This window comes from Acidovorax sp. SUPP3434 (assembly GCF_030159015.1).
In the GTDB taxonomy this organism is placed as follows: Bacteria; Pseudomonadota; Gammaproteobacteria; order Burkholderiales; family Burkholderiaceae_C; genus Paracidovorax.
In genome coordinates, this window is the sequence record NZ_BQXL01000023.1 from 45,471 (window position 1) to 64,077 (window position 18,607).

Annotated in this window: 18 protein-coding genes; 9 read left to right on the forward strand and 9 right to left on the reverse strand. The window is 60.0% G+C overall.

Features of this window, described 5'->3' with window-relative positions; translation table 11 throughout:
- The first annotated feature begins 19 nt into the window (after positions 1-19).
- From AVKW3434_RS22485 to AVKW3434_RS22510, 6 genes are all read left to right on the forward strand, one after another.
- The gene (locus tag AVKW3434_RS22485) at positions 20-1,762 is read left to right on the forward strand and encodes an acetyl/propionyl/methylcrotonyl-CoA carboxylase subunit alpha (RefSeq protein WP_284407593.1); all 1,743 of its coding nucleotides are present in this window, start codon (positions 20-22) and stop codon (positions 1,760-1,762) included.
- A gap of 467 nt (positions 1,763-2,229) precedes the next feature.
- Positions 2,230-2,793, forward strand: coding sequence for a cytochrome b (locus AVKW3434_RS22490; RefSeq protein ID WP_284407594.1), 564 nt, complete (start codon positions 2,230-2,232; stop codon positions 2,791-2,793).
- Positions 2,794-2,891: 98 nt separating this feature from the next.
- Positions 2,892-3,467 (forward strand): YceI family protein, encoded by a 576-nt coding sequence (locus AVKW3434_RS22495; RefSeq protein WP_284407595.1) that lies wholly within the window; start codon positions 2,892-2,894, stop codon positions 3,465-3,467.
- 76 nt (positions 3,468-3,543) lie between these two features.
- The gene (locus tag AVKW3434_RS22500; protein WP_284402352.1) at positions 3,544-4,122 is read left to right on the forward strand and encodes a YceI family protein; all 579 of its coding nucleotides are present in this window, start codon (positions 3,544-3,546) and stop codon (positions 4,120-4,122) included.
- 147 nt (positions 4,123-4,269) lie between these two features.
- Entirely contained in the window at positions 4,270-4,764 is a 495-nt protein-coding gene (locus AVKW3434_RS22505; protein ID WP_284407596.1) for a cupin domain-containing protein, read from the forward strand.
- Positions 4,765-5,211: 447 nt separating this feature from the next.
- Positions 5,212-10,563, forward strand: coding sequence for an amidohydrolase family protein (locus AVKW3434_RS22510; RefSeq protein WP_284407597.1), 5,352 nt, complete (start codon positions 5,212-5,214; stop codon positions 10,561-10,563).
- A gap of 251 nt (positions 10,564-10,814) precedes the next feature.
- Here the strand turns inward: AVKW3434_RS22510 and AVKW3434_RS22515 are convergent, their stop codons facing one another.
- The 7 genes from AVKW3434_RS22515 to AVKW3434_RS22545 all read right to left on the reverse strand — a co-directional run bounded on the left by AVKW3434_RS22515 (position 10,815) and on the right by AVKW3434_RS22545 (position 14,938).
- Positions 10,815-11,207, reverse strand: a complete 393-nt coding sequence (locus AVKW3434_RS22515; RefSeq protein ID WP_284407598.1) for a CARDB domain-containing protein — start codon at positions 11,205-11,207, stop codon at positions 10,815-10,817.
- Between the two features lie 277 nt (positions 11,208-11,484).
- Positions 11,485-11,907 (reverse strand): hypothetical protein, encoded by a 423-nt coding sequence (locus AVKW3434_RS22520; RefSeq protein ID WP_284407599.1) that lies wholly within the window; start codon positions 11,905-11,907, stop codon positions 11,485-11,487.
- Positions 11,841-12,200 (reverse strand): hypothetical protein, encoded by a 360-nt coding sequence (locus tag AVKW3434_RS22525; protein ID WP_284407600.1) that lies wholly within the window; start codon positions 12,198-12,200, stop codon positions 11,841-11,843. Before AVKW3434_RS22525 ends, AVKW3434_RS22520 begins: the two co-directional genes overlap by 67 nt.
- Before the next feature lie 16 nt (positions 12,201-12,216).
- Positions 12,217-12,516 carry a hypothetical protein gene (locus tag AVKW3434_RS22530; RefSeq protein ID WP_284407601.1) on the reverse strand — a complete coding sequence of 100 codons (300 nt, stop codon included), beginning with the start codon at positions 12,514-12,516 and terminating at the stop codon, positions 12,217-12,219.
- 249 nt (positions 12,517-12,765) lie between these two features.
- A complete protein-coding gene (locus tag AVKW3434_RS22535; RefSeq protein ID WP_284407602.1) occupies positions 12,766-13,239 on the reverse strand; it encodes a hypothetical protein in 474 nt (157 codons plus the stop codon).
- A 12-nt stretch (positions 13,240-13,251) separates the two neighbouring features.
- A complete protein-coding gene (locus tag AVKW3434_RS22540) occupies positions 13,252-14,658 on the reverse strand; it encodes an RHS repeat domain-containing protein (RefSeq protein WP_284407603.1) in 1,407 nt (468 codons plus the stop codon).
- Positions 14,639-14,938 (reverse strand): hypothetical protein, encoded by a 300-nt coding sequence (locus tag AVKW3434_RS22545; RefSeq protein ID WP_284407604.1) that lies wholly within the window; start codon positions 14,936-14,938, stop codon positions 14,639-14,641. The genes AVKW3434_RS22540 and AVKW3434_RS22545 overlap by 20 nt, the downstream gene beginning before the upstream one ends.
- 320 nt (positions 14,939-15,258) lie before the next feature.
- Between AVKW3434_RS22545 and AVKW3434_RS22550 the strand changes: the two genes are divergently transcribed.
- From AVKW3434_RS22550 to AVKW3434_RS22560, 3 genes are all read left to right on the forward strand, one after another.
- Entirely contained in the window at positions 15,259-15,486 is a 228-nt protein-coding gene (locus AVKW3434_RS22550; protein WP_284407605.1) for a hypothetical protein, read from the forward strand.
- Between the two features lie 18 nt (positions 15,487-15,504).
- A complete protein-coding gene (locus AVKW3434_RS22555) occupies positions 15,505-16,035 on the forward strand; it encodes a hypothetical protein (protein ID WP_284407606.1) in 531 nt (176 codons plus the stop codon).
- A gap of 96 nt (positions 16,036-16,131) precedes the next feature.
- On the forward strand, positions 16,132-16,611 hold the full coding sequence (locus tag AVKW3434_RS22560; protein WP_284407607.1) for a hypothetical protein: 480 nt from the start codon (positions 16,132-16,134) through the stop codon (positions 16,609-16,611).
- Positions 16,612-17,155: 544 nt separating this feature from the next.
- On the opposite strand, the gene AVKW3434_RS22565 is transcribed toward AVKW3434_RS22560, so the two are convergent.
- Both AVKW3434_RS22565 and AVKW3434_RS22570 read right to left on the reverse strand, forming a co-directional pair.
- The gene (locus AVKW3434_RS22565; RefSeq protein WP_284407608.1) at positions 17,156-17,638 is read right to left on the reverse strand and encodes a DUF4265 domain-containing protein; all 483 of its coding nucleotides are present in this window, start codon (positions 17,636-17,638) and stop codon (positions 17,156-17,158) included.
- Positions 17,628-18,607, reverse strand: a 980-nt coding sequence (locus tag AVKW3434_RS22570; RefSeq protein WP_284407609.1) for an RHS repeat domain-containing protein, incomplete at its 5' end; no start/stop codon positions are given. The genes AVKW3434_RS22570 and AVKW3434_RS22565, both read right to left, overlap by 11 nt.

Sequence of the window (18,607 nt, forward strand, 5' to 3'; positions counted from 1 at the left end):
CGATTACCGAGCCCCTGACATGAAAAAAGTCCTCATTGCCAACCGTGGCGAGATCGCCGTCCGCATCGCCCGCGCCTGCGCCGACTACGGCGTGGCCTCCGTGGCCGTCTATGCCAATGCCGACATCGACGCCGTGCACGCCCGCATGGCGGGCGAGGCCTACGGCCTGGACGGCGACCGGCCGGCCGACACCTACCTGAACATCGAAAAGCTGCTGGCCGTCGCCCAACGCAGCGGCGCCGACGCGGTGCACCCGGGCTACGGCTTCCTGTCGGAAAGCGCCGCGTTCGCGCAGGCGGTGATCGACGCGGGCCTGACCTGGATCGGCCCCTCGCCCGAGGCCATCGCGCGCCTGGGCGACAAGGTCGAGGCCCGCAAGATCGCGCTCAAGGTCGGCGCGCCGCTGGTGGCCGGCACCTCCGAGCCCGTCAAGGACGCCAGCGAAGTCATCGCCTTCGCCGAGCAGCACGGCCTGCCCATCATCATCAAGGCCGCGTTCGGCGGCGGCGGCCGCGGCATGAAGGTCGCCTGGCGCATGGACGAAGTGGCCGAGCTGTACGACTCCGCCGTGCGCGAGGCCGTCACCGCCTTCGGGCGCGGCGAGTGTTTCGTCGAGCAATTCCTCGACCGGCCCCGCCACATCGAGGCGCAAGTGCTGGCCGACACCCACGGCAACGTGCTGGTGCTGGGCACGCGCGACTGCTCGCTGCAGCGGCGCAACCAGAAGCTGGTGGAAGAGGCGCCCGCGCCCTTCCTCTCCGACGACCAGCGCGCGCGCATCCACCAGGCCGCGCACGACATCTGCGCCGAGGCGGGCTACGCCAGCGCGGGCACGGTGGAGTTTCTGCTCAGCGGCAGCGGCGCCATCTCGTTCCTCGAAGTGAACACGCGCCTGCAGGTGGAGCACCCCGTGACCGAGCAGACGACGGGCATCGACCTCGTGGTGGAGCAGTTGCGCATCGCCGACGGCCACCCCCTGGCCGTCACCGAAACGCCGCGCCCGCTGGGCCATTCCATCGAGTTCCGCATCAACGCCGAGGACGTGGGCCGGGGCTTCCTGCCCACGCCCGGCCCGGTCGTTGCGTTCTCCGCACCGTCCGGCCCTGGCGTGCGGGTGGACAGCGGCGTGCAGTCCGGCTCCACGGTGCCGGGCACGTTCGATTCGCTGATGGCCAAGCTCATCGTCTCGGGCGCCACGCGCGAGCAGGCGATCGCCCGCGCACAGCGCGCGCTGCGCGAGTTCAAGATCGAAGGCGTGGCCTCGGTGCTGCCGTTCCACCGCGCGGTCATCGGCCACCCGGATTTCGTGGGCGGCGACGGCTTCAAGGTCCACACCCGCTGGATCGAGACCGACTTCGCACCCGACCTGGCCGCCGCCCTGCGCGCCGAGCCCGTGGCCGACACCACCCTGATCCGCACCGCGATGGAGATCGACGGACGCCGTGTCTCCCTGGGCCTGCCGCCCGAGCTGCTGCGCGGCCTGCAGTCCGTGCCGGGCGGCGCCCCGGCTGCACCGGGCGCGGGCGGCGGCGACAAGGCGGAACAGGACCCCAATGCCGTCGGCGCCCCCATCGCCGGCACGCTGCAGACCTGGAAAGTGGCCGAAGGCGACACCGTGGCCAAGGGCGACGTGATCGCCGTGATGGAAGCCATGAAGATGGAAATGCAGGTCACCGCGCACCGCGCGGGCACGATCGCGCTGAGCGCGGCGGCCGGCAGCTACCACGCGGCCGGCACGGCCATCGCGCGCATCCAGGACTGAAGAAGCCCTGGCGCCTGAACGGAGCGGCCTTTGGAGCCTCCCGCCAACAGGGCTTTTCGGCGATCCGTCGCCGGAAAGCCCATCCTTCGATTGCTGCCCGCGCTGGAGGCCCCGGCGTCGGCGGCTATTTTTTTGTCGAAGGGTTCGCGCTGTGTGTGCGCCTCGCTTTCTTTCGCTCGTCCCATCGAGTGCAGTCGGCGCGGCGGGCCGCCATGGCGGCCACTTGTGGAGGGCTTGGCCGATGTCACAGAGGAGGGTAGTCTTCGGGCTCGGCTGCGAGCCCGTGCTGCCCTCGCCGCTCCCTGCGGGCGCTTTCAGCGCTGCGGCCCAGGCGGGGTGAGCATTCACATTTTTTGAATCATTGCGTCAATTCCATTGAAACTTGGCGCACAAAAGGCTATCTACACTGCGCCATGCCTGAGTGTTGCATCGCAGCATTTCACCCCACGAAACCCAGACCACCGCCCATGACGCCTCCTCTGCCACGATCGTCCCGCTACGGGGGCACGGCCATCGCCCTGCACTGGATCCTCGCTCTGGCGCTCATCGGCATCTTCGCGGTGGGGTTGTACATGACGGGCTTGCCGTTCTCGCCCCAGCGCCTGAAGCTCTACAACTGGCACAAGTGGGCCGGCGTGACGATCCTGGCGCTGTCCACCCTGCGGCTGATCTGGCGCCTCACGCACCGCCCCCCCGCGCTGCCGCCGGCCGTGCAGGCGGCCATGCCCCGCTGGCAGCACATCGCGCACCACGGCACGCACCACCTGATGTACGCGCTCTTTTTCATCGTGCCGCTGGTCGGCTGGGCCTACAGCTCGGCGGCCGGCTTTCCCATCGTGTTCCTCGGCGTGCTGCCGCTGCCCAGCTTCGTGCCCGTGAGCCCCGAGCTGGCCGAGGCCATCAAGCCCTGGCATGAAATCACCGCCTATGCCCTGGCCGCGCTGGTCGTGCTGCACGTGGCGGCCGTGGTCAAGCACCAGGTCATCGACCGTGACGGCCTGCTGTCGCGCATGCTGCCGGGCCGGGGCTGATCGATCGCTTCGCTGGCCGCGCAGGCGCCGGGGTTCCCGGCCTCTCGGCCGGTTCTTCCTGAATTTTTGGTTTGTTGTTGACTGACGGAGTCCTGTCCATGAAATATTCGATGACGCTGGCTGGCCTCGCGCTGGCATCCACCACGCTGCTGGCGGCCGCACCGGCATTCGCCCAGCAAAAGCTCGTGCCCGAGCAAAGCGAGATCACCTTCGTGAGCAAGCAGATGGGCGTGCCGGTGGAAGGCAAGTTCAAAAAGTTTGATGCCCAGGTCGCGTTCGATCCGGCCAAGCTGGCCACCAGCAAGATCGCCTTCACCGTCGATACCGGCAGCGCCACCCTGGGCGTGAAGGAGTCCGACGCCGAACTGCCCAAGGCCACGTGGTTCAACGTGCCCAAGTTCCCGCAGGCCACGTTCCAGTCCACCACCATCAAGGCCGTGGGCGCCGGCAAATACGAAGTGGCGGGCAAGCTCAGCATCAAGGGCGCCACGCAGGACGTCACCGTGCCCGTCACGCTGGCCCAGAGCGGCGCGACCACCACGGCCACCGGTGCCTTCGCCATCAAGCGCCTGGCCTTCAAGATCGGCGAGAACGAATGGGCCGATACGTCCATGGTGGCCGACGACGTGCAGGTCAAGTTCAAGCTCGCGCTGACCGGCGTGGGCAAGCTCTGAACCTCGGCTTTCGCCCGCTGAACCCCGTTTCTTGTTTCTTGTTCCGTTTCTGTTTTTTCAACCCGGAGATATCGACATGCGCAAATCCCTCTTCGCCCTCGCCGCCGTGGCTGCAACCCTGGCCGCCGGCGCCGTGCAGGCCCAGACCGCCACGTATGCCGTGGACCCGACCCACACCTTCGCCACGTTCGAGATCAGCCACTTCGGCGCCAGCGTGAACCGCGGCCGCTTCGACAAGAAGGAAGGCACCGTGCAACTGGACAAGGCCGCCAAGACCGGCAAGGTGGAACTGACGATCGACATCACCTCGATCAACACGGGCGTGGCACCGTTCGACAAGCACTTGCAAAGCGCCGACATCTTCGACGCCGCCAAGCACCCCACGGCCAAGTTCGTGGGCGACAAGTTCACGTTCGACGGCGACAAGCTGGTGTCCGTGGCCGGCGACCTGACCATCAAGGGCAAGACCCAGCCCGTGACCTTCAAGGCCAACCAGTTCGCCTGCTACCAAAGCCCCATGCTCAAGCGTGAAGTGTGCGGCGGCGACTTCGAAACCACCATCGACCGCACGGCCTTCGGCGCCGACTACGGCGTGCAGTACGGCTTCCCCAAGAACGTGCGCATCGTGGCGCAGATCGAAGCCGTCAAGCAGTAAACCTTTCCCCCATGGCCTTCGGGCCGTGGGCGGCCAGGGCCGGGCCCCGCGTGCACACCGCTGCGCGGGACCGGCCCTTTTTCGTGGCCGCGCACCCGCGGCGCCTGCCGGCAAAGCGGGGGTTGTGTGCCTTGGTTTCTTTTCCGAATGAACGAGGATGAAACAGGTTTTATGAGTCCCCTGATGAAACGATGCGTGCCGGCCGCCCGCCAGGCCCTGGCCATGGCGGTGATGGCGGGCGCCGTCACCGGTGCCGGCGCTTGGGCGGGCGAGGAGGCGACACGGATTCCCGCCATCAAGCTGTACTCCACCCCGGACCACCACGCCGCCTTCGTCCGCGGCACGGTGCCGGCGCTGCACAAGATTTCCAGCCAGCAGTTCTGGCTGAGCAACTCGGTGGAGCCGTGGGAGCAAAACACCCACCCGGCGCCCCGCCGGCAATACGTGGTGCCGCTGCAGGGCGTGCTGGAGTTTCGCGTGAGCGATGGCTCCACCTTCCGCCTGGCCCCCGGCACGGTCTTGCTGGCTGAGGACACCCAGGGCGAAGGCCACAGTTGGAAAATCGTGTCGAACGATAAGGAATGGGTGCGCGCCTATATCCCGATGGTGTCCGAAAATGATGAATTCGAAGCGGACAAGTAGCCTGGAATTTCTTCGCTAAGTGCCTTTCCTCTCGCCATTTTCGAATGGCCTCGCATATTGAGAGATGCTAAAAATGCCGTTATCTGGTCGGCCAGATAATGGCATTTTTCTTCACAAATAGCATATAAACCATTGGTAAGTCGGGAGTTCCATGTGCGAAGGCAAAGGTTCGTTTCGCTGTCTTTTCTTTCGGTTGCCAAGCAAGGCTCGGGTAGCAAGGGGGAAAATCATATCAATCGGATAGTCTTTGTTAACTACTGAAAGATATATATGGTCTTTGGCAAATCCTCATTGTCGAAAGCGTCCCTCACCTCCCCTACTTTGCAACAGGCGACGTCAAAAAAAAGTAGTGGGGCTTCGTCCACGCATAAGTCTTCCAAGTTCAGTGGAAGTGGCGTGCTCGACGGCCTGCGCACCGCATTCACCAGATCGGGTAAATCGGCTTCCGTGCCTACTTCCACTGACAGCATGGTGGTCAGCAAGCCTCAGCGCTTCAGCGACGGCAGCGTGCGCCCCGACGCGTTGGTAGGCAAGCGGCTCTCCAACGGGGGCGTCACATATATTCCAAAAAACTCCGTTGATGGCCAGCCGATCGAGGTCGGCAACCACTTCGATGTGCCGGGCTTCGTCATGTCGAGCGGGCTGGATGCGCACAGCGATAGCCACATGCACCCCACCAACTACGTGCAGCGTGGCTTGAACCCCGGGCAATTGCTGAAGATGATGGACGAGATCGGCGTGCGCAACACCACGTTGATGCCCATTCCCACCTCGCTGCTGCAAGCCAAGCTGCCGGGTGACGATGGCGCGACCACGGCCCTCAACCCCCACGAAATCTCCGAACAGATCGGCGGCGGCGAACACGCGCACCATTGCGGCCCGCTCGAGTTCTATTACGTGCCCAAGAAGATCGAAGACCGCGTGCTCGCCGGCCGCACGAGCGAAGAACTGGCCAGCCGTCCCAAGCTGGACATCGACGACTTCCGCAAGGACCCGGGCCTGATCAAGGAGATCGTCGATGCGTCCATTCTGTACGTGGACACCGCCGTCAACACCGACCTGGCCACGGCCATCAAGAATTCCGGCATGAGCGAGGCGCAGCGCAGCCGCCTGGACCCCATGATCACCGGCCTGCACCTGGGCGACCCGCGCGTGAGCGACCGTCTGCTGCACGAGCTGTACAAGACCAAGGGCACCTTCACCGGCATCGGTGAAATCACGGTTCACAAGGAACTGGTGGAAGACATGTTCGCGGGTGGCCGGTTGCAGGCCAGCACCCAGACTCCGCGCATGGAGCCGCTCACGAAGCTGATGGAAGTGGCCGGGGTCATCGGCACGCCCGTGGTGCTGCACTGCGACATCGACAACCTGCACGATCAGGTCGAAGAGTTCAACAGCAAGGGCAAGGGCAAGGCCTCCGAAGCGCGCCTGCCGGCCAATCTGGAAGGCCTGCGCAAGATGTTCAGCGATCCGCGGGTGCAGGACACCAAGATCGTCTGGGCGCACGGCGGCGGCCTGGGCCGTTTCGTGCAGCAGGGCGAGGGCCATCTGGACGCGCTGGAGAAGCTGCTGGCGGACTGCCCCAACCTGAACCTGGACATCTCGTGGAGCGAAGTGGCCAAGCAGATCGGCAAGGACGACCAGTCGCTCACCGCCTGGCGCGGCTTCATCGAGAAGCACAGCGAGCGCATCTGCTTCGGCTCCGACACGCTGGCGCCCAAGGAAACCGGCACCTGGGAAGCCACCAAGAAGATGTACGACGAAGGCCTGTTCCAGGGCATGAGCGCTAAAGCCAAGCACGACGTGCTCAACGGCACCTACGACCGCGTGTTCGTGGCATCGCGCAAGCAGGTGCGCGACTTCGAGCAGAACGTCCTGACCAAGGAGTTCATGGACACCCACGTCACCAACAACGGTGGTGACCCCGTCACGGCCCAGACGCTGAAGGACCTGAAGGCCGCAGCAGCCGACAAGAATATGCCGAAAGCGGATGAAGAATCTGCAGTCCTCGGTCAGGCCAAACCCCGCAAATCGTTCAAGGCCAAGCTCGCCAGCAACATCAAGAAAGCGGTAGGCATCAAATCCTCGAAGGCGGAGGCACCCAAGCCTTCGGGTCCGACCGAAGCACTCCAGACGCCCAGACCTTCCGGCAGGGTGACCGGCGGCGCGTCTGGGTTGGAGGCGTCCGGTTCGGGCTGGCCTCTGCGCAAGCCGTCCATTGCGCAGTTGCTGAATGCATCGAGTTCCGGTGCGCCGCCCGACCTTTCGGCGGATGTCTCAAACCCCGAGCAGGGGCCGGAGACCTCTGGCAGGCCCGAGGGCGGTGCAAAGCAGCCGGTGCAGGCGCACGTGCGTTTTGAGAGCGGGGGGAGCCAATCCGGCAGCGCGGACTCGGAGATCGTCTTCGACGAAGGCCATTCCGACATCGAGATCGAGTCGCAGCATGTGCAAAGCGAGGACGACGGAGGCGGTGACGGCGGCGACAGCATCAGCGTCAACAGCCGGCCCAGTTCGGCCTCGTCGGTGGCCGACGAACCTGTCGCGAGCGAGATCCCGGCGCAGGACCTGCGGCGCCAGGATGGCTTGTCCAAGCTCAAGAAGGTCACCGAGGGCCTCAAGGAAGGTGCGTTCAAGCACGGCTTCGGCGTATCGAGTACCACGGTATCGCCTCCCTGGAATCCGTTCCAGAGCAAGGTGTCATCTGCAGCGCCGAAATTCGGCAGCTTCGTCGGCCAGGAAGGCGCGTCGGCCGTCAAGGTGCCCAAAACGCTGCAGCAGGCGGCGCCCCGCGTCGGCCGCACCTTGCCCAAGGAGGGCGCGGTCACAGAGTCCCTTCGGAAAGACGCCACCATCTTCGGCTCCATTGCGAAGCACTTCAATGGTCCGGCCAACCTCAAGAAGGCGTTGGAAGCCAGCGTCCTGCAACTGAAGGCCGCCACGGGCCTGTCGACCGGCGAGTCCGTCGTCCTGGTCAAGGCCCTTGCCGCCCACAGCAAGGACACAGCGCAAGCCGAGCGCCTCCTGCAGGCCCTGCCGCAAGTGCGCCTGGTGGCTGACCTGTTGGCTCCGCCCGCAGATGGCGTCAGAGCCGAGGTGCAGCTGGCCTGGAAATTCGCGGCCGAGATCGAAAGCATGCGGGGGGGCAAGGGGCTGGACCTGCTGAGCAAGATCACCGCGAAGCCCGAGGGTGCGGCGGATGGCGCGCCGGCCCTGGACGCGGCGCAACGCGGCCCGATGCGCGCGTACCTGCGTGCCGCCGCTGAAGTGGCGCGCGCCGCAGGCGACTCCGCCCCGGCGCTTGATCCGGCCAGCATGTTCGCCCACGGCCGGCTGGCCCGCGCCATTCGGGCCACGCCCGATGGATGGCCCGGCCGCGCGGGCGCGCCCATTGCCAATGGATCCTCGCTCTCGCTGGCCGAGAAGGCGCTGCTGGCGGTGCGCGATGAGCTCGACCCAACCATCCAGGAGGTCCATGGCTGCCGTTTCGCGGTGCAGATGGCCCGTGGCGGCATGGTGACCGACAAGCCCCGCAACCCGGACGGCAGCAAGAGCGAGTTCCACAAGACCGAGTCGCGCGCGGCCAAGGGCGTGGGCATGCACCTGAACCGCGCCATCGCATCGCCCACGGGCTTTCAGCGCATCGCGGACACGCTGCGCTACGGCTCGCTGCACCACGGCAAGAGCCCCTTCTACGGCTACGACGCCATCGTTTCCTCGCGCGGCAAGAACTTGGGTTTCGAGCTGTCGCACATCGGCGGCATCCACGAAGGCCGGGCCATGAAGGACATGGTCGATGTGCTGGAGTCCACCATCAAGGCGCGCGGAGGCCTGGAGAACGGCGCGCTGCCCAGTGCACAGGACATGGTGGACGCGCAGGCGCTGCTGGACGACAGCGGTGCGGGCGGTTCTCTGCTGCGCAACATGGTGCGCTCCGAGATCCTTCTGCGCGCCAAGTCCGAGGCGCTGCTGCTGCCCCGCCTGGCGCGCGGCGACAACCTGTCGGAACCTGCCATCGCCCAGGTGCGCCAGGCGGTGATGGCGGCCATCCAGTTGCCGGACGCGGCGCCCGACGACGCCGGCCTGGCCGACCCGATCGGCGCACTGGTGGATGCTGCGCTCGCCGAACAGAACCTGCCCCTCACCCCCGCCCGGCTGCTGGCATGGTCCGGCGATGCGGGTGGGCCGTCCGACGCGCAGTCGGCCCTGGAGATGCAAACCTACCGGCACGAAGCCGGCCAACCCGACTGGAAGGCCTTTTCGACCGCATTCGCCCGCGTGTCGCAAGACACTCAGGTGAGCGTGCCGCCCAATACCGCGATGAAGGGCAAGACCCGCGTCGAAGCGGCGGAAATCCTCGCGTCGATGATTCGCGGCGAAGAACTGGGATCGGGGTTCTCGCTGGCCAACGCGGGCAACACCCAGGGCACCACGCGGAACGTGACCGAGGTCATCTCGGGCCTCCTGTCCGCCGGCACCGTGTCCCTCCGTGCCGACCTGGGCGGCGGGCGCACCCGCATCGTTTCCTTCGAGTCCGGCGTCTCCACCGACCGCAGCTCGCTGCGCATGAGCGTCTCCACCGTCAAGCGGGTGCAGGAAGGGGCGGGCGCCTCGCTGGGCTTCAGCGTCGGCAAGACCGAGGCTGCATCGTTTTCTGCCTTTGTCGGTGGCGACGTGGGCCACAGCTATGAGTTGCTGGACCAGGAAGGCGCGGTGTTCGGATTTCCCCGCCACAAGTCCGGCGGCGTGGGCGGGGACCGGGACCTGGCGCAGCAGAAGGCCCGCCTGATCAAGCTGCTGATCGGCGTGCCCGATGAAGCCGGCCCCTACCAAGCCCCGGGCAACAAGGAAGACCAGTCTTCGCTCGTCAAGCGCGCCTACCAGGAGTTCGGCGACACGATCTCCATCGGCGCATTCGAAGTGCGGCAAAAGGACCACCGCCTCACCGGCAGCACGTCCGGAGGCGTCGGCGCGACGCTGGGCGATTTGCGCGTGGGGATGCCCCAGGCAAGCGTCGGCGGGGAGATGCGGCTGGGCACCCTCGAGTATCGTGACACCTCGGGCACGCTCAAGGTCATTCGCGAGTCCGAGTCCAAGGCGTTCAAAGCCACCGTGACAGGCGCGCTGGCATCGCTGAGCGGGCTGATCGAAGGCGCCACCGCGCCGGCGGCCGTGCCGGGGCAACCTCCCGTGGATGCCGTCACCAGCATGACATTGCTGGGGGCGGCCACCTTCGGCTCCGCTTCCGCCGATCTCTTCCGGGATGGCGAGACGCGCACCACCACCCGCATCCTGTACGACGACCAGGAGCTGCCCACCAGCTTTGCCACGCAGACCTTGGTCACCAGCAAGGACTTCGTGAACAACCTGGCGGCGGACGTGGAAAACTTCGCCGAAGACAAGGCCAAGAAGTTCTTCCCCGCCCGGCACGGGGCGGACCGCGACCACGCCGTGCAGACCGAAAAGAAGATCCTCGGCGAATTCGCGGGCCAGCTGCGCGAGCACCGCGACCTGACCGGCACGTCGCAGCTGTATTGGGAGTGGGGCCCCAACCATGTGGAGACCAGCAACCTGCTGGAGGCGGACCGCGCACTCTCCGAAAAGCTGGGCGACAAGGAAGCCGCCAAGCATGCCGAGCGCGAGATCGACACCATCCACAAGGACCCGGGCTACCGCGAGGCGCGCTTCTTGATCAACGCCAACGAACAGTCGGCCAGCGATATCCGGGGCGTGAACGGGATGATGGGCATCCGCCACGACGTGAGAACCAGCGCCAGCGTCCGGTCGTTGAACTTCACCTGAGTCGGTGTGCGCGGGAGCGGTGGGGGGCGAGGCATCGGCCATGCCACCCACCGCTCCGGGCTGAACCCCATCCATCGCCGGGCGGATGAATGGAGGCGCCGACGCGGGCGCCTCTTTCCGAGGTACACATGCAGCGCGCGTGGCATCGGTGCCCCGGTCAAGTACGCGAGGCCACCTGTCGCGGCCAAGCCAAGCACGCTGTCGCCATGGCCTGATCAACAGGCTGCATGCACCCCTTTCGCGTCAGGGGGTCAGGGCTTGCCGCCGAACTGCCCTTTGTTGCGGTTGTTGGCCTCGTTGGTCTCCTGGACCGTGTTGGAGCGGTCCGCAATCGCCTCGTATTCGGCTTGCGACAGCAGGAACCCGGTCTGAACCGACAGCGCCACCTGCTGACCGGGTTGAAGCGCCGGGATCTTGGGGCTGAACACCTTCAAGCTGCCGCCGGGCGGCACGACGCGCAGCGCCAGGTAGCACGCAGCCGAGGGCCCTGCCCCCTGGTTCTTGACCTGCACCCTGATGACACCGCCGTCGAGGTTGGGCGAATCGACGCTGGGCACCACCAAATCAGGCAAGGCCTGTGCCGAAGCGGCCCAGGCCAGCGTGAGCGATGCACAGAGAAATACGTACTTCGAAGAGGGCTTCATGGTTCGGACTCCTGGTGTGTGTGCCGCACTGGGGAGCGGGCCGCGGCTGGTGCGGCGGCAGCTGCGCGATGGAAATACTGTGGCTTTTTATGCGACCTTGGTTGGTCACAGAAATTGGCGTGCTTAAAGGCATACGCCCAATGACCAAGAGTTTTTCAATCTTTAATCTGCAAGCACTAATATGGAAGAATGCATTCTTCTATGTCTGTGAGTGGTATGGATTTATAAATAAATCTCTTAATTTTCATAGTCCATGGGCTGCATAGAACGCCTCAAGTCATATAGAAAATTGATCTCTTCGATCTGTTCGCACTGATACCAATAGGTGTGCCGGCTTTCCTCTGTACCTTGGATGCTGGCCAGCGGCACGAAGCTGTCGGGCTCGTGCACGAAAAGGCTTTTCCCTGCCACCGCGTTGGCTATGCACCATCAGGTCGCCATCCCACAGGAAATGCGTGGCGCCGAACGAGTCCGCCTTGGACACTCGCCGCCCCAGCGCATCGTAGGCATAGTGGGTCGTCTGCGTCACGCCATGGCGTTCGGTGATGGCTTCGACCAATTGATGGTTCGCGTTCCATCGCAGTGTGGTGATGCTGGCGTTGCCACCTTTTTGATTACCCCGCGTGCGCTTCGTCACATTGCCGTGCACGTCGTACTCGAAGTGCAGGTCCTGGTAGAAGCGCAGGCGGTTGTCACCCACCACGCCCCGGTCGGCCCTGGCTTCGCTGCTGTGTTGCCCCCGACCTGCGCCTCGCCGCCATCCAGCAGATTGCCCGCCGGATCGAACGCGAACAGTTCGCGCGGCTGGTGGCTGCCAGCCCCGGGCAGGGCGGCCAGGATGCGGCCCGTGGGGTCGTAGCGGAAGTTCTGGCGCCCGCGCAGGGTGTCGCCCCAGGCCACCAGTTGGCCCGAGAGGTCGTAGGCATAGGCCCGCTCCAGCAAGGGCTGAGCGGCGATGTTGCCGCTGGCGCGATGACCGATTCGATGGTGCATCAATCGACCAGCCGCGTCATATTCGGCAGATGACATGCTGGTTCACATGGTCACGGACGTTGGTGAACCAGCCCACGATGGTGCTGGAAGGATCGTGCTTGCCCTGGTCCATCGCGCCGTAGCGGTTGGACATGTCGGTGCCGTGTTCCTTGATGGTGCCCAGCGGGATGAGGATGGCCTTGCTGTTGTTGCTGTGCCAGGCCGTGCCCTGCTTGCCGCTGGTCTTGAGCTTGACGGGCGTGGCCGGATCGAATGTCCAGCCGTTGGCCACCTGCGTAATCGCGCCCTCGCCGCCGCTGAAGATGTGCGTGCCCATGGACAGGAAAGTGAAGGGCGGGACGAGGGAGGTGGCGGTGGGGGAAAAGAGCCGCAAAGGCGGGTGAGGGTGTTTTAGGCGTGTTGCCCTAGTGGAATATGCCTTGATTGCTATCGATCTAGGAGCGAAAGAGGATTGACTCAATCACGCACACCGAAGAAAGAGTGAAAAGGACCGGATGCGCTAGTCCTGATTGGCTTGATTGCTATTGAATGCATAGCAAATTGGGAATGAGTATCGAGAATTGGCTCAAGATGACTCATGCTTCTTCATTATTGGGCTGCATAACAGGAAATCTAGAAATTGTTGGCAAATTTTAGATTCCTCAGTTTCTTTTAAAGTGAAGAGTAACATTTCAAAATGCATTTCTGCTCCATATTCGTTAAACATTGACATTTCTTCGTCAAACAATCCTTTCGTGATGAATTCAATAATATTCTTGTCCGGTTGTTTTTCTATTGTTTTGGAGGATTTTATGGCTTCGACTCTAAACTTTCGAAGTGTTTGCGTGTCAATTTTACCAGAAATAAAATCATTTATTTTTTTAATGTATTGAGTGGCTTTTTCTTTATTTTCTTTTTGAATTGAATCGTTGCCAATCAAAATTTCTGTCGCAAAATCGTATATTATTTGCTGCGCATCCTGAAATGATAAATCATCAAGGTTATATTTTTTCTCCAAAATTTTCGCGACTTCGATGTCGGGACGATATTCTTCTTCCATTGTCTCATTCCTTTATTTGGCGCAATCTTTAATGCCTAATTGCTTTTGCACGTGGCCGCATGATGGGCACGCATGCATGGGTTTCATTTTTTTATCATTACGCCAAACTTTTGATATGGCACCATTGGTCATTTCCTTTAGTTTTTCGAGTGTGGTTATTCCGGCTGCATTAGCGGAATTACTTAATGCGTCAGCCTCGGCACATTGTCCGTGATAATCACTTCTAAGTTCTTCGGGTACGTTGTCGTATGCTTCTTTGACTGCGGGATTGGATATTCCTTTTCCTCCCTCACCAGTGCTTAGGCCAGTTTGGGTTTGATTTGGGATTTTAGGGCCGCTTAGTGTGCCTTTTGCTCCTGCCAAGCCTTTGGGATCGATCCAATTACCAGTGTTGCGTGCATAAACAAAAGGATTGACGCCGCCTAGTAGCCCAATAGGATCTTGACTAATAAACCTGCCCACAGCCGGATCGTAATATCGGTAGCGGTTGTAATGCAACGCGGTTTCCTCATCGAATTGCTGCCCCTGAAAGCGAAAGGGCTGTTCGATGGGCTGAGAGGTGGATAAACGGGCGCTGGCATCGTCGCTCCACCCGGCACCGGTCCTATGCCCGATACGGCGTTGGACAGGGCCGCCATCGGTGCCCGTCCTCGCCACGGTCCGCAACGTGGCTTCCCCCCAGACCTTGTAATCCGCCGCCCAGGCGATGTGCCCCTGAGCATCCGTCAACTCCAGCGGCGCCCCGATCTGGTCGCACTGATACCAATACGTCTCGAATCGATCCTGCGTGCCCTGAACCGTTGCCAGGGGCACAAAGCTCGCTGGCTCGTACACGAACAGCGCCTCCTTGCCCCCACGCTGACTGTGCACCATCAGATCGCCATCCCACAGGAAGTGCGTGGCGCCGAACGAGTCCGCCTTGGACACGCGCCGTCCCAGCGCGTCATAGGCATAGCGTGTGGTTTGCGTGACCCCATGGCGCGTGGTGCTGGCCTCGACTAGTTGGTGATCGGCATTCCAGCGCAGCTGGACCACCTCATGGTGCCCCGCTTTCTGATTGCCCCGCGTGCGCTCGGTCACATTGCCGTGCACGTCGTACTCGAAGTGCAGGTCCTGGTAGAAGCGCAGGCGGTTGTCACCGACCACGCCCAAGCCGGCCCGACCGTTGGCCGCATTTTGCCGCCCGACCTGCGCATCGTCCCCATCCAGCAGATTGCCCGCCGGATCGAACGCGAACAGTTCGCGCGGCTGGTGGCTGCCAGCCCCGCGCAGGGTGTCGCCCCGGGCCACCAGTTGGCCCGAGAGGTCGTAGGCGTAGGCCCGCTCCAGCAAGGGCTGAGCCGCGATGTTGCCGCTGGCGCGATGACCGATTCGATGGTGGATCAATCGACCAACCGCGTCATATTCGGCAGGTGACATGCTGGTTCACATGGTCACGAACGTTGGTGAACCAGCCCACGATGGTGCTGGAAGGATCGTGCTTGCCGCGGTCCATTGCGCCGTAGCGGTTGGACATGTCGGTGCCGTGTTCCTTGATGGTGCCCAGCGGGATGAGGATGGCCTTGCTGTTGTTGCTGTGCCAGGCCGTGCCCTGCTTGCCGCTGGTCTTGAGCTTGACGGGCGTGGCCGGATCGAACGTCCAGCCGTTGGCCACCTGCGTGATCGCGCCCTCGCCGCCGCTGAAGATGTGCGTGCCCATGGACTTGAATGTGGAGGGGTACGGAAAGGTGGGGGGCGGGAGGGAAAAGAGCCGCAAAGGCGGTTGAAGGTGTTTTAAGGCCGTTGCCTTAGTGGAACATGCACCGGGTGCTATCGATCTAGTAGCGATGGTGAATTACCATCATATCGACAAAGAAAAATAGCGTGGAAAGTGCTTAACGCCAGGGTGCTGATTGGGATATTTGCTATCTAAATAGCAATAAATGCGAGATGTCAAGCTCGAAAAATCTAAAATATTGCTCTGGCGTCGTTCGTCTTGTCTGCATGGCTTGGATTGTGCTCGAGCCAGTGAAGGAGTAGATGCGATTTTTGAAATCAGTTTTGTTGCTGCTATTAACTTATAGATCTGATTACTTTGGTTGCTATGGCATAAGAGGAAATACAGAAGCGCATTATGATTATTATGCCAAAGTGCAATTTAACTGCCGCCATAATTTTATTTGTGATTCAATGGTCGGCAAGGTCTGTGCAGCCCAACCCCTGCTTCAAATTAATTTGATTATTTATTGGGGTGAAGGTTTCGATTGATTAATATTTAAGGATTCTATGTCAAATATTATTAAAGCCCCCTTTTTCTCCGATCCGAAAAATATTGATGATTTGCAATTATTTCTTCGTGAGCTAGATTGGGTTGGCGCGAATTCAATTGAGCCGGAGGGATTGGTTAACCATCTTAAGAGCATTATTAAATTAATAATTTCCAAGCCAAAAGATTTTGATGAATCAGCGGTTTCAAATATCGAATGGATTGGTCGTGACTTTATGAATTTGGTGGCAGAATTCCGAAGAATACCAGAAGAGGAGAAGGAGGAGCAGTTAAATTCTTTATTTACGTCAGGTTATGGATTTTTATGTGAGCTTCAATTTGTTCAAGGTGGGGATTTATCTTTTGAGTTGCGTCAGGTGACAAATTTTGTACATGACAATTTGGATAAATTTAATAGTGGGGACAAGCAGCAGTTGATATTTTCTTGTTACACTATGCCCGCAAAAATCGCTGCTAGATTATTGAGGCACCCTGATATAGGGGAATTTAAAAATTTATCTGAAAAATTAGAGGCTGTCAAATCATTGTGAGATGATTGGACCGCTGATCTTAATGAGCGAAAGCGATTAATTGAGGCCCTGAAGGATAATATAAAAAATCTTACTTCTGAATATAATTTTGTAGGATTGGTTCACGGCTTTCAAAAATTAAAAGAAAACAAAATAAATGAAAAAAATATTGCCTTTTGGTCTTTGTTGTCGCTGGGTTTTATAATGCTGGCATTGCCTGCGGTTCAGGTATGGTTGTTGCTTGTAAAAATAAGTTTGGCTGATTTTGAGGTCTTTAAGGGTCTTTTGGTTTATGTGGCGCCCGCTTTGCTGGCAGGGGAATTGTTGTTGCTTTATTTTTTTAGAGTTGTCTTGCACCATTTTAGATCTGTAAAAGCACAGCTTTTGCAAATTGATTTACGGATAGCTATTTGTCAGTTTGTGGAGAGCTATGCCGAGTACGTTTCTAAAATAAGAGAAAAAAATGCTAATGTTCTGGATAGATTTGAGTCGCTGATATTCAGTGGGCTTGTGGCTGATGAAAACGGTATTCCTTCCACCTTCGATGGAACAGAGCAAATCGCAAACGTCATTCGAAGTATGCGCGGATCGAATTGACAAATTAAAGCAAGAAAAAGGAGCAAAGATTAGTGGTGCCGCTGTCGTGTTGCATACCTTGCACCGTTGACAGAGGCACGAAGCCCGGTGGTCCATATGCGTAGTCATCGGACCGAGCGGATCGGTCATCTGCGCCAGATAGCCGTGCCTTTCGTAGGTGCGCCGCCACTCGAAGCCCATCGCATCGCGCAGCGTGGTTACGAGGTCGAAGGCGTACTGCAACGTGGTGGGCTGCCCCAGGGCGTTGGCGACTGCGTTTCTTCGCGTACCTCATCCGGCGTGCCCTCAACGCGTCAACTGCCTTTCTGCCGGATCGGAAAGACCGACGAGGCGGGGTAGCCATAAAGGCGAGGAGAAGGCCATTGCACTGGCGGCAAGGAGCGATAACAGTTCGATAAGCGTGTCCAGAATAGGATTAAAAGTACTCGATGCCCTAGTTCTGATTGGCTTAATTGCTATTAAATGCATAGCATATGACGGATGACCCATCAAGGGGGCGTCACACAGCCTCGGTTGTTGCGTTCCACTTTTAACTTGCTCTGCTTTACGTCTCCAATTTATCTGCCCAGTCCGTCAATGTTTCATCATTTGGGTTTTCAGGATTTTTGTATATATTTGAATAAAAATACTCGGATTCCGTAATTGAGCGCACTTGATCAAAAATATCATTTGTTTTTTCGAAGCCATTGCTGATCGGTATGGAAAATGCGAGCGCTCCCCCGCCTGTTCCATCAATCGAACCGGCAAGTTTGCTATGAACTAACTCCGTTATTCTTGAAATTTTTGCTTCGTCCAGATTTTCTAGGTAAATCTGTATGCAAAAATTGCCACCATGCTTTAATAGTCGAGCTTTACCTTCTTCGTTTAATGATATGAGATCATTTTTTGCCAGTCCTAATGCCAATCCAGGCGACGCGAGCAATCGATATGATCCGTCGTCTAATGGCATTGCGGGTAGTTCCTCGTGAACGGGGCCATTTTTATTATGGCCGGCAAGAATTTTAATAATTGAAAAATTATCTTCCATATGGGGCTCCACAGCTGCCTCTTTCTACACATGACATGCCATCTTTTGCATAACCACTATTTCCAGCACTGAGATTGCAGGCAGCTCCTTCTAGTGCAATATTTTCATCGGCTAAATTTCCACCTTTTGATGTTGGGACATTTTTGTGTCCTAGATGCATATCTGCGGGATTTGTTGAGGTCTGGCCGCATCGCCAACATTTAAAGGTCCCGCCAGCTGCCGCTAAAAGTTTGTCCCGGCACTCCTGTTGTCCCGTTCGAGTTCCTCCTCCAACCTTGCTTTTTTGTATATCGCTCGGTGTTGCTCCCGCGCCATCTGGTAGTGCAACTTTAGAGGGGGCTTTCTTAGGCATTAATCCATAGGCGTCAATATCGCCAAATGGATTAACAACGTAAAAATAAAAGTTCGCGTCTCCTTTTAGGCCAATTGGGTCTTGACTGGCAAACCGCCCCACAGTCGGGTCGTAGTGTCGGAACCGGTTGTAGTGCAGCCCGGTTTCTTCATCGAACTGCTGCCCCTGGAACCGGAAGGGTTGCTCAATGGGCGGGAGGATGGATGAACGGGCGCTGGCACCGTTGCTCTGGTCCGTTCCCGGTCCATGCCCCATTCGACGCTGGATAAGGCCGCCATCCGTTCCTGTCCTCGCCACGGTCCGCAGCGTGGCCTCTCCCCACACCTTGTAGTCCGCCGCCCAGGCGATGCGCCCTTGGGCATCCGTCAACTCCAGCGGCGCTCCGATCTGGTCGCACTGGTACCAGTAGGTGTGCCGGTTTTCTTCGGTGCCCTGGATGCTTGCCAACGGCACGAAGCTGTCGGGCTCGTACACGAACAGCGCGTCCTTGCCCCCACGCTGGCTGTGCACCATCAGATCGCCATCCCACAGGAAGAAGGTGGTGCCAAAGCTGTCGGATTTGGTTACTCGGCGCCCTAGCGCATCGTAGGCATAGTGGGTCGTCTGCGTCACGCCAT